At 52.1% G+C, this 7,508-nt stretch carries 8 protein-coding genes and 1 rRNA gene; 6 read left to right on the top strand and 3 right to left on the bottom strand.

The annotated features are described in order from the left end of the window. Nucleotides 1-105, top strand: a 5S ribosomal RNA gene (gene rrf / locus ACOTZC_RS21785); the annotation flags it as partial. Between the two features lie 99 nt (nt 106-204). Here the strand turns inward: rrf and mobB are convergent. Further along, nucleotides 205-708: a molybdopterin-guanine dinucleotide biosynthesis protein MobB gene (gene mobB / locus ACOTZC_RS21780; protein ID WP_045405302.1), complete on the bottom strand. Its 504-nt coding sequence runs from the start codon at nt 706-708 to the stop codon at nt 205-207. Further along, nucleotides 705-1,289, bottom strand: a complete 585-nt coding sequence (gene mobA, locus ACOTZC_RS21775; protein ID WP_045405305.1) for a molybdenum cofactor guanylyltransferase MobA — start codon at nt 1,287-1,289, stop codon at nt 705-707. Before mobA ends, mobB begins: the two co-directional genes overlap by 4 nt. 68 nt (nt 1,290-1,357) lie before the next feature. Here mobA and ACOTZC_RS21770 point away from each other — a divergent pair, with 68 nt between their 5' ends. The 3 genes from ACOTZC_RS21770 to dsbA all read left to right on the top strand — a co-directional run bounded on the left by ACOTZC_RS21770 (nt 1,358) and on the right by dsbA (nt 3,340). Then, entirely contained in the window at nt 1,358-1,627 is a 270-nt protein-coding gene (locus ACOTZC_RS21770; RefSeq protein ID WP_003861904.1) for a YihD family protein, read from the top strand. 75 nt (nt 1,628-1,702) lie between these two features. Then, the gene (locus ACOTZC_RS21765) at nt 1,703-2,689 is read left to right on the top strand and encodes a serine/threonine protein kinase (RefSeq protein WP_045405307.1); all 987 of its coding nucleotides are present in this window, start codon (nt 1,703-1,705) and stop codon (nt 2,687-2,689) included. Between the two features lie 27 nt (nt 2,690-2,716). Then, nucleotides 2,717-3,340 carry a thiol:disulfide interchange protein DsbA gene (gene dsbA, locus ACOTZC_RS21760; protein ID WP_032662678.1) on the top strand — a complete coding sequence of 208 codons (624 nt, stop codon included), beginning with the start codon at nt 2,717-2,719 and terminating at the stop codon, nt 3,338-3,340. A gap of 23 nt (nt 3,341-3,363) precedes the next feature. Here dsbA and ACOTZC_RS21755 read toward each other — a convergent pair whose 3' ends face one another. Beyond that, nucleotides 3,364-4,215 (bottom strand): acyltransferase, encoded by an 852-nt coding sequence (locus ACOTZC_RS21755; RefSeq protein ID WP_229218479.1) that lies wholly within the window; start codon nt 4,213-4,215, stop codon nt 3,364-3,366. Between ACOTZC_RS21755 and ACOTZC_RS21750 the strand changes: the two genes are divergently transcribed. Together ACOTZC_RS21750 and polA are read left to right on the top strand one after the other, a co-directional pair. After that, entirely contained in the window at nt 4,112-4,375 is a 264-nt protein-coding gene (locus ACOTZC_RS21750) for a hypothetical protein (RefSeq protein ID WP_223825995.1), read from the top strand. The two genes, ACOTZC_RS21755 and ACOTZC_RS21750, sit on opposite strands and share 104 nt — an antisense overlap. A 337-nt stretch (nt 4,376-4,712) precedes the next feature. Then, entirely contained in the window at nt 4,713-7,505 is a 2,793-nt protein-coding gene (gene polA, locus ACOTZC_RS21745) for a DNA polymerase I (protein ID WP_023309769.1), read from the top strand. Nucleotides 7,506-7,508 lie beyond the last annotated feature (3 nt).

Here is a 7,508-nt window from a genome sequence, read left to right as displayed (position 1 = left end):
TAGCGCGGTGGTCCCACCTGACCCCATGCCGAACTCAGAAGTGAAACGCCGTAGCGCCGATGGTAGTGTGGGGTCTCCCCATGTGAGAGTAGGGAACTGCCAGGCATTAAATAAGTGAAGAGGCCATCCGTAAGGATGGCCTTTTTGCGTTTTAGCATCACAGAGATTTGTAGGCCGGGTAGGGCGAAACCGCCACCCGGTAAGTCAGATCGCACTCCACTCCACTATAAACTCCGCAATCCCTTCCACATCATTTAAATCCAGCGTCGGAACTTCAAGCGGCAATACAACATCACTGGCCACCGCAATCACATGCTCATCCAGCGTTAATTCGCTGAAATCATGCCCGGCATCGCTTCTGAACAGTAGGATCTTAGGCACGGCCTCATGCTTAAATCCCTCAACCAGCACCAGATCCAGCGTGGTATGATCCATCCGGCTGACCAGATAAGCGAGATCCAGCGGCGCCTCATCCGGCGTTTCTGTCATCAGCGCCCAGCGTTGAGTACTTGCCACCATCGTTTGCGCTGCACCCGCTTTACGCAATGCATAGCTATCTTTGCCCGGTCTATCGACATCCATATTATGATGGGTGTGCTTAATCAATCCTGGACGGATACCTCTGGCACAAAGCGCAGGAATGAGCTTTTTCAGCAGCGTGGTTTTCCCGGTCCCACTCCAGGCAGAAATGGCTACGACAGGTATCATCTTTTCTCCTGCATCATCTGCAAATCGTCAGGCGTATTCACATTCACAAAAGCTGATTTTAAATCGCTAAAATCAACGGGATGACCGCCAGACTCGCGCATAAAAGCCATCACCCTGCGCTCTCCCGCAGCCAGATAGGACTGCAGGGCTGGCGCCAGGGATCGGTGCATCAATGCGATAGCAGGATGATCACGCTCGCCGTCATGTACCCAAACCACAGGAGCCGTACCCCGAAGCAGCAACAAACGTTCGACAAGACAGGACGGAATAAACGGGGTATCGCAGGGACAGAAGATGAACCACTCTCCGTGAGACTGTTGCATGACCGAAAGCATACCAGCCAGCGGTCCCGGGTAATCCTCAAGGATATCCTGGTAAACGGCGTACCCGCTGAGCTGGTAAGTGTCGATATGCCGGTTAGCACTGATGACCATTGTCGACACCTGGCCTGCGAGCGTATCAGCGACACATTGCCATAAGGGTTTGCCGTTCAGGCGTTGAAGCCCCTTATCTTTTCCCCCCATTCGCGTCGCTCTGCCACCTGCCAGAACGACCCCAATGATTTCCTGGCTAAGATTCACGAATATCGCCTCTTTTATTGTGGGATTTACCCTGCTAACGTGTCACTCTAAATGAAAGGAGCACCACCATGAAATGTAAACGTCTGAATGAAGTTATTGAACTCCTCCAGCCCGCCTGGCAAAAAGAGCCAGAGCTAAATCTGATGCAATTTTTACAGAAACTGGCGAAAGAGTCAGGTTTTGACGGCGAACTGGCAGACCTTTCTGACGACATCCTGATCTACCACCTTAAAATGCGTGACTCTGCCAAAGATGCTGTTATTCCTGGTATTCAGAAGGATTATGAGGAAGATTTTAAGACCGCATTACTGCGCGCCCGAGGCGTAATTAAAGAGTAAAAGCTTGTAAGCGGCGGCACCGAAATCGCCACAAGATGATATCCTGAATCATTCGTATAATTTCCGGATGATCGGATGAACGACCAGGCTTTTACTTTCCAGACATTACACCCGGACACCATTATGAATGCCCTGTTTGAACAGGGTATTCGGGTGGACTCCGGGCTAACCCCGTTAAACAGCTACGAAAACCGCGTCTATCAATTCCAGGACGAGGATCGTCAGCGCTTCGTCGTAAAGTTCTATCGTCCAGAACGCTGGTCCGCAGAACAAATTCAGGAAGAGCATCAGTTTGCTCACGATCTGCTGGATGACGATGTTCCCGTTGCCGCGCCGCTAAAATTCAATAATCAAACGCTCCTCACGCACGAAGGGTTTTACTACGCTGTATTCCCGAGCCTGGGTGGCCGCCAGTTTGAAGCGGATAATATCGATCAGATGGAGTGGGTTGCCCGCTATCTTGGGCGCATACACCAGACGGGACGCAAAAAAGTCTTTATTGCCCGCCCGACTATCGGAATTCAGGAATACCTTCTTGAGCCACGCGAAATATTCGAAACGTCTGCCATGATCCCCACTGCGTTAAAGGATGATTTCCTCAACGCCACCGATAAGCTCATTGCAGCTGTTAAAACCTGCTGGCGTGACGATATTTCCGTCCTGCGCCTGCATGGCGATTGTCATGCCGGAAATATCCTCTGGCGTGATGGCCCGCTGTTTGTCGATCTCGATGATGCGCGTATGGGGCCCGCGGTTCAGGACCTGTGGATGCTGCTCAATGGCGACAAAGCCGAGCAACGCATGCAGCTTGAAACCATTATTGAAGCTTATGAAGAATTTAACCCGTTTAATTCAGACGAAATTGCCCTGATTGAGCCTTTACGTGCGATGCGTTTTGTTTATTATCTCGCATGGTTAATCAGGCGTTGGGACGATCCCGCATTTCCCCGGAATTTCCCGTGGCTTACCGGAGAGGATTACTGGCGTAGCCAGATATCTACATTTACTGAGCAGGTCAAGGTTCTTCAGGAACCCCCTCTGCAATTAACGCCGATGTATTAATTGGACACACCCAGGAGAGAGTTAATCATGAAAAAAATTTGGCTGGCGCTGGCAGGTATGATTCTGGCATTTAGCGCTTCTGCTGCGCAGTTTACCGACGGCAAACAGTACACCACGCTGGACAAACCGGTCGCTGGCGAGCCACAGGTTCTGGAGTTTTTCTCGTTCTACTGCCCACACTGCTATCAGTTCGAGCAGGTGCTGCATGTTTCGGATAGCGTGAAGAAAAAGCTGCCAGAAGGCACCAAAATGACCAAGTACCACGTCGAGTTCCTGGGCCCATTGGGTAAAGACCTGACCCAGGCGTGGGCGGTTGCGATGGCACTGGGCGTGGAAGATAAGATCACTGCGCCAATGTTTGAAGCCGTACAGAAAACCCAGACCGTTCAGACCACTGCGGATATCCGTAAAGTGTTCGTTGATGCCGGCGTGAAAGGTGAAGAGTATGACGCTGCATGGAACAGCTTTGTGGTGAAATCTCTGGTTGCTCAGCAGGAAAAAGCGGCTGCTGACCTCCAGCTTCAGGGCGTTCCGGCGATGTTTGTTAACGGCAAATACCAGCTGAACATGCAGGGCATGGACACCAGCAGCATGGATATCTTCGTACAGCAGTATGCTGATACCGTGAAATACCTGGTTGAGAAGAAGTAATTTCGCTGATGTAAAAACGCCGGTCACTGACCGGCGTTTTTGTATAAAGATTTAATATTGTCTATCTGTTCGTCTTTCTCTTTCCAGAGCGTATTAAGCCACTGCTGGAAACGACGCTTGAAACTCTTATCGTTAACGTAATCACCGTGCAGCCCGGCATCTATCGGGACCAGATCGACACGCACAACAATGCGCGTCAGTTTGCCGCTGAGCATATCGTAGAACGGCGTCTTATCGTTTTCCGGATAGCAGAGCGTGACGTTCAGGAGTTTATCGAACTGCGATCCCAGCACGTTAAGCGCCATCGCAATACCCGCAGCCTTTGGCGGCAGCAAGTGCTGGTAAGGAGAGCGGGTTTGTTGGTGCTTCTCCTCCGTAAATCGGGAGCCTTCAACAAAGTTTACGATGGTCGTAGGATGCGCGCGAAACTTTTCGCAGGAACGGCGTGTGGTCTCCACATCTTTGCCGCGACGCTCGGGATGACGAATCAAATAGCTGCGCGAATAGCGTTTCATAAACGGCATATCAAGCGCCCAGCAGGCCAGCCCGATAAAAGGCACCCAGGCGAGCTGCTGTTTCAGAAAGTATTTGTTCATCGGGATCTGTTTGCGAAAAAGTACGCATAACACCACGATGTCCGCCCAGCTGTGGTGATTGCAAATCAGCAGATACCAGTTCTTCTTGCTAAGACTCTCCAGCCCTTTGATATCCCACTTCAGATGCGGGTTCAGGCACAGCAGGATCGCCAGTCCTTCGCACCAGCAGTACATCATGAAATTACAAAATGCGGACACGGCTCGCCACACCACAGGGACAGGCAACAGCAGTTTAACGATCCCGGCGATAATGATCGGCACAGAGCAGGCGACAGTCACCAGGATAGTTAAAATGATGCTTAACAGTAATGTTATTGCAGCGAGCAATCTCGACATGATGAGCTTTTTCAAATGGTTAGCTGTAAGTGAGCGGCCGGCTATTCGACGCTGGGCGCTGATTTTACCAGAAAACGGACAAATTAATGGCGCTTTCATGTGATGATTTGGCCGCTTTTACCCTGCCGTAGACGATTTCACTGTGATTCCGCGCTTATCAAGGCTTATATCCACATAGACTAAATTGCCATCGGTTGGCCATATAGATAAGATCTAAGGTGATAACAGCATGATAATTAAGATCTAAAAATTAACTCATATGTATTTTTTACGTCTGTTATTCATATGAAGTGAAAATATGCACAAACTTATCCACAGTTTGATTTTTGCGAGCGATCCTCACGATCGCAAAATCTTTTCCTGTATCTGGTGCTAATACCTGATGTTTTCATCCTTCTGTGGCATCCTTTACCCATAAATTGATTAAAGGCACGGACATTATGGTTCAGATCCCAGAAAACCCTCTTATTCTCGTCGATGGCTCTTCTTACCTGTATCGGGCATACCATGCGTTTCCTCCTCTGACCAATAGCGCAGGGGAACCTACCGGCGCAATGTACGGCGTGCTGAACATGCTGCGCAGCCTGATCCTTCAGTATCAGCCAACCCATGCGGCTGTAGTCTTTGATGCGAAAGGTAAAACTTTCCGCGATGAGCTGTTTGAGCATTACAAATCTCACCGTCCGCCAATGCCTGACGATCTGCGTGCGCAGATTGAGCCGCTGCATACCATGGTAAAAGCGATGGGGCTGCCGCTGCTGGCCGTCTCTGGCGTTGAGGCTGATGACGTTATCGGCACGCTGGCGCGTGAAGCAGAAAAGATGGGGCGTCCTGTGCTGATCAGCACCGGTGATAAAGATATGGCGCAACTGGTGACGCCAGGCATCACCCTGATTAACACCATGACCAACACCATTCTGGGGCCAGAAGAAGTGGTCACAAAGTATGGCGTGCCGCCTGAGCTGATTATCGACTTCCTCGCGTTGATGGGCGATTCCTCGGATAACATCCCGGGTGTCCCTGGCGTCGGTGAAAAAACCGCGCAGGCGCTGCTCCAGGGGCTAGGTGGTCTGGATACGCTCTACGCGGAGCCAGACAAAATCGCCGGGCTCTCCTTCCGTGGCGCAAAAACCATGGCCGGAAAACTGGAAGAGAACAAAGAGGTGGCTTATCTCTCCTATAAGCTGGCCACAATCAAAACCGATGTCGAACTGGAGCTGGGCTGTGAGCAGCTTGAAGTGCAACAGCCTTCCGCTGACGATCTGCTGAGCCTGTTTAAGAAATACGAATTCAAGCGCTGGACCGCTGACGTGGAAGCCGGTAAATGGCTGCAGGCGAAAGGGGCTAAACCTGCTGCAAAGCCGAAGGAGACAATCGTCGTTGACGCAGAAGAGCAGGCGGAAGAAGAAGCCGTGGCGCTTTCCTTCGACAACTACGAAACCATTCTTGAAGAGTCACGGCTGATCGCCTGGATCGATAAACTGAAAAAGGCGCCGGTCTTCGCCTTTGATACCGAAACCGACAGCCTCGATAACATCTCTGCCAATATGGTTGGCCTGTCATTTGCGACAGAGCCGGGTATTGCCGCCTACGTCCCTGTGGCGCACGATTACCTGGATGCGCCGGAGCAGATCTCCCGTGAACGCGTGCTCGAACTGCTGAAGCCGATCCTGGAAGACGAAAAGGCGCTCAAGGTCGGGCAAAACCTCAAGTACGACCGCGGCATTCTGCAAAATTACGGCATTGAACTGCGCGGGATTGCCTTCGATACCATGCTTGAATCCTACATTCTGGACAGCGTCGCGGGCCGCCATGATATGGATTCCTTATCTGACCGCTGGCTCAAGCACAAAACGATCACCTTTGAAGAGATTGCCGGTAAAGGGAAAAATCAGCTCACCTTTAACCAGATTGCTCTGGAAGAAGCGGGGCGCTACGCGGCGGAAGACGCTGATGTCACGCTGCAGCTGCACCTGAAGATGTGGCCAAAACTGCAGAAGCATGAAGGTCCGCTGAACGTGTTCCAGCATATCGAGATGCCGCTGGTGCCCGTGCTATCCCGCATTGAACGCAACGGCGTGAAGATTGACCCAACGGTGCTGCATAACCACTCCGGGGAGCTGGCGCAGCGTTTGACCGAGCTCGAGCAAAAAGCGCATGAGCTTGCAGGCGAGCCGTTTAACCTCTCTTCACCGAAGCAGCTGCAAACCATTCTGTTTGAAAAGCAGGGCATCAAGCCGCTGAAGAAAACCCCTGGCGGCGCACCGTCAACCTCTGAAGAGGTGCTGGAAGAGCTGGCGCTGGATTACCCGCTGCCAAAAGTGATTCTGCAGTACCGAGGCCTCGCGAAGCTGAAGTCTACCTACACCGACAAGCTCCCGCTGATGATCAACCCGAAAACGGGTCGTGTGCACACGTCGTACCATCAGGCTGTTGCGGCGACCGGTCGTCTCTCATCAACCGACCCCAACCTGCAGAACATCCCGGTACGTAACGAAGAAGGCCGCCGTATTCGCCAGGCTTTCATCGCACCAGAGGATTATCTGATTGTCTCTGCTGACTACTCGCAAATCGAACTGCGCATTATGGCGCATCTGTCCCGCGACAAAGGCCTCCTGACCGCGTTTGCCGAAGGAAAGGATATCCACCGGGCAACCGCGGCGGAAGTCTTCGGCTTGCCGCTGGACAGCGTGACCAACGAGCAGCGCCGCAGTGCTAAGGCGATCAACTTCGGTCTGATTTACGGCATGAGCGCATTTGGTCTTTCGCGCCAGCTCAACATTCCACGCAAAGAGTCGCAGAAGTATATGGATCTCTATTTCGAGCGTTATCCGGGGGTGTTGGAATATATGGAACGCACCCGCGCGCAGGCGAAGGAAAAAGGTTACGTCGAAACCCTGGATGGCCGCCGTCTCTACCTACCGGACATCAAATCCAGCAACGCGGCGCGTCGCGCTGGCGCAGAGCGTGCGGCGATCAACGCCCCGATGCAGGGTACCGCGGCGGACATTATTAAGCGTGCAATGATCGCCGTTGATGCCTGGCTGGAAAAAGAGAAGCCTCGCGTGAAAATGATCATGCAGGTACACGATGAACTGGTATTTGAAGTGCACAAAGACGACCTCGACGCCGTGTCGAAGAAGATCCACGAACTGATGGAAAGCAGCATGACGCTCGACGTGCCGTTGCTGGTGGAAGTGGGAAGTGGAGAAAACTGGGATCAGGCTCACTAACGG

The sequence above is a fragment of the Enterobacter cloacae complex sp. SHL009 genome (genome assembly GCF_049237205.1).
Classification (GTDB): domain Bacteria; phylum Pseudomonadota; class Gammaproteobacteria; order Enterobacterales; family Enterobacteriaceae; genus Enterobacter; species Enterobacter cloacae_M.
The sequence above is the reverse complement of the archived record's forward strand: the minus strand, read 5'-3'. Positions and strand labels throughout refer to the sequence as shown.